Annotated in this window: 2 protein-coding genes; both read right to left on the bottom strand. The window is 73.2% G+C overall.

Annotated elements, in window-relative coordinates; genetic code table 11:
* Window positions 1–794 (bottom strand): beta-ketoacyl synthase N-terminal-like domain-containing protein (locus GT354_RS47450; protein ID WP_202513102.1); only part of this gene is annotated, 794 nt, incomplete at its 3' end.
* Between the two features lie 30 nt (window positions 795–824).
* Window positions 825–3491: SDR family NAD(P)-dependent oxidoreductase (locus GT354_RS47445; protein WP_202513101.1), on the bottom strand; the 2667-nt coding region annotated here is incomplete at its 5' end.

Here is a 3491-nt window from a genome sequence, read left to right as displayed (position 1 = left end):
CCGTCGGCCGCGCCCGCGAACGCCTTGCAGCGCCCGTCGATCGCGAGCCCACGTTGGCGGGAGAACTCGACGAACCCCAGCGGCGACGCCATCAGTGTGACGCCGCCCGCGAGCGCGAGGTCGCATTCGCCGCTGCGCAGCGCGTGCGCCGCGAGATGCAGCGCGACCAGGGACGACGAGCACGCGGTGTCCACGGTCACCGCCGGGCCCTCGAAGCCGAACGTGTAGGCGATCCGGCCGGACGCGACGCTCGCCGCGTTGCCGTTGCCGATGTAGCCGCCGACCTCGTCGGGCACGGAGTTCAGCCGGGCCGCGTAGTCCTGGCCGTTGAGGCCCGCGTACACGCCGGTGCGGCTGCCGGCCAGCGTGGTGGGGTCGATTCCGGCGCGCTCGAACAGCTCCCACGCGGTCTCCAGGAGGAGCCGGTGTTGGGGGTCGGTCGCGAGCGCCTCGCGCGGCGAGATCCCGAAGAACTCGGCGTCGAAGCCGGCGATGTCGTCCAGGAACGCGCCGCTGCGCGTATAGGACGTGCCGGGATGATCCGGGTCCGGATCGTACAACTGCTCGACGTCCCAGCCGCGGTCGGTGGGGAAGTCGCCGACGACGTCGATGCCTTCCGCGACGATGCGCCACAACTCCTCGGGGGTGGACGCCCCGCCGGGCAGCCGGCACGCGGCGGAGACGATCGCGATCGGCTCCGGCGCGGGGTTCTGTGCGTCCGCGAGTCGTTCGCGGGTGTCGTGCAACTCGACTGTCAGCCGCTTGAGAAGGTGGCGGATCTGCTCGTCGCTCATCTGGTTCTGCCTTTCTCACGTGCCGACATGTCAGGAGATGCCGAACTGCTTGCCGATGAGTTCGATGAGTTCGTCGTCACTCGCCGAGGAGACCGCGTCCGCGATGCCGGAGCCCGCGTCAGGCGCGGTGGCCGGCGCCGAGGAAGCCGCCGGGGGAAGTGTCGAGAACGGCACGTCCGCGGCCCACGACGCGGCGATTTCGGTGAGTCGGGCGGCGGTTGCCGCCCGTTGGGCGGGGTCGGCCTTGGCGTTGGTGAGCTGTGCTTCGAGCCGGTCGATCTCGGCCGAGATCGTGTCCGCGCCCGTCTCGATCCCGGGGACCAGTTCGATACGCAGGAACTCGGCGAGGGCGGCCGGGGTCGGGTAGTCGAAGACGAGCGTCGCGGGCAGCCGCAGACCGGTCTCCGCGGTCAGTCGGTTGCGCAGTTCGACGGCCGTGAGCGAGTCGAACCCCTGGTCTCGGAAGGGCTTCGCGGCATCCACGGCGTCTCCCGAGGGATGCCCTTGCACGATCGCCGCCTGGCCGCGCACCAGCTTGACGAGTCGGCGCCTGCGCTCCGGTTCGCCCGACTCGGCCAAGGCCGCGACGAGTCGGGCCGCAGGCGAGTCGGCGGTCCCGTCCCCGACCGCAGGCTCGTCGGTCGGGACGATCTCCCTTGGTGCCCGTACAAGTTCGGCGACCAGCGGGTGCGGTCGGCCGCGGAAGAGCACGTCCCAGTCGATGTCGCACACCGTCAGGTGGCTCTCGTTCGCGTCCAGGATCTGTCCGAGCGCGCGCACCGCGAGCGCGGGGTCGAGCATGGTCAGGCCCTGTCGGCCCAACCGTTCCTCGATCTCCGGAGCGGCGATTCCGCCGCCCGCCCAGTGGCCCCACGACACGGACGTCGCGGGCAGCCCGTCCGACCGGCGCCGCGCCGCCAAGGCGTCCAGATAGGCGTTGCCGGGCGCGTAGTTGCCCTGCCCCGCGACTCCGCAGAGGCCAGCTACGGACGAGAAGAGCACGAACGCCGACAGCTCGGCGTCCCGGGTCAGTTCGTCGAGGTGGCGGGCACCGTCCACCTTCACCCGCAGCACGCGCTCGATCTGGTCGAGGGTGAGGTCGCCGATCACCGCGTCGTCCAGGATCGCCGCCGCGTGCAGTACGGCCGTCAGCGGGAACTCCTCGGGGACGGCGGCCAACACCGCCGCCAACGCGTCCCGATCGCCGACGTCGCACGCCGCGAACGACACCCGTGCGCCCAGCGCGGTGACGTCCCGGGCGAGCCGATCCGCGGTCGGCGCGTCGGCTCCGGTACGACTCACGAGCAGTACGTGTTGGGCACCGCGCGCCGCGACCCAGCGGGCCACATGGCCGCCGAGCGCACCGGTCCCGCCGGTCACCAGGACCGTCCCGGACGGCTGCCACGAGCCCGCCGGCTCGGCGCCCCCGAGCGGCGCCCGGACCAGCCTGCGGCCCCACACGCCGGCCTCCCGGACGGCGATGTCCTTCTCGTCGGTCTTGCCGGACAGCACGGCGACCAGCCGGGCCCAGGCGGGGGACTCGTCCGTCGGATCCGGCCACGCGGTGGGCAGATCCACGAGGCCGCCCCACGCATTCGGGTTCTCGGCCGCGACGATGCCGCCGAAGCCCCACACCTGCGCCTGCTCGGCCGAGCGGATCGGGTCACCGCTACCGGTCGTCACCGCGCCGCTCGTGAAGCACCACAGCGGAGCCTGCACTGCGGCATCGTCCAGGCCCTGGACCAGGGCCACGGTCGCCGCGGCGCCCCACGGCACCGAGGCGCGGCCCGCGACCGAACCTTCGGCCAGGGCGAGCAGCGACAGCACGCCGGAGTAGGTCTCCCGACGGCCGGTCGACAGCGACGGCAGCGCGTCCCGGCCGAACCGGTCGCGGGTCACCGTCACGCGCTCCATCCGAGCCCCGGCCGCCCCGAGCCGCGCCGCCAGCGCGTCGGCCCACGCGAGCGCGGCGGCATCCTCGGGAACGACCAGCAACCACGTGCCGGACAACTCCTCGGGCGTCGACCCGCCGACCGGTCGCCACACGACGCGGTGGCGCCACGCGTCGAGCGTCGCGCCCGAGCGTCGGCGGTCCCACCACGACGAGAGTGCGGGCAGTACCGCGTCCAGCGACTCGGCCGCCACGTCGCCGCCGAGGGCTGCGGACAGGCCGGCCTGGTCACCGCTCTCCACCAACTCCCAGAAGGCCGTGTCGATCGCCGCCGTCGCCGCGTCCGTGTCCGGTGAACCGGCCTCCAGCCAGTAGCGCTTGCGCTCGAAGGGGTAGGTCGGCAGCTCGACCACGCGGTTTCCGTGACCGGCGAAAGCGGCCGTCCAGTCGATCGGAACGCCGCGCACCCACGCCTCGGCCAGGGACGCGTACAGGCGTGCCACGCCGCCCTGTTCCCGGCGCAGGGTGCCCACCACGACCGGGGCCTCGACGCCGACGGCGTCGAGGGTCTCCTCGATGGCGGCGGTCAGGACGGGGTGCGGGCTCGCCTCGACGAAGACCGTGTGGCCGGACGCGGACAAGCCGCGCACCGCCTCCTCGAAGCGGACGGTCTCGCGCAGGTTGGTCGCCCAGTACGCGCCGTCCATCGACGCGGTGTCGATCCACGCGCCGGTCACCGTCGACCACACCGCAACCGTCCCCGACCGCGGCCGAATCCCCGCCAGATCGGCCACGATCGCAGCCCG

The sequence above is a fragment of the Streptomyces sp. SID3343 genome, assembly GCF_009865215.1.
Classification (GTDB): domain Bacteria; phylum Actinomycetota; class Actinomycetes; order Streptomycetales; family Streptomycetaceae; genus Embleya.
This window is presented reverse-complemented; position numbering and strand designations above follow the sequence as displayed.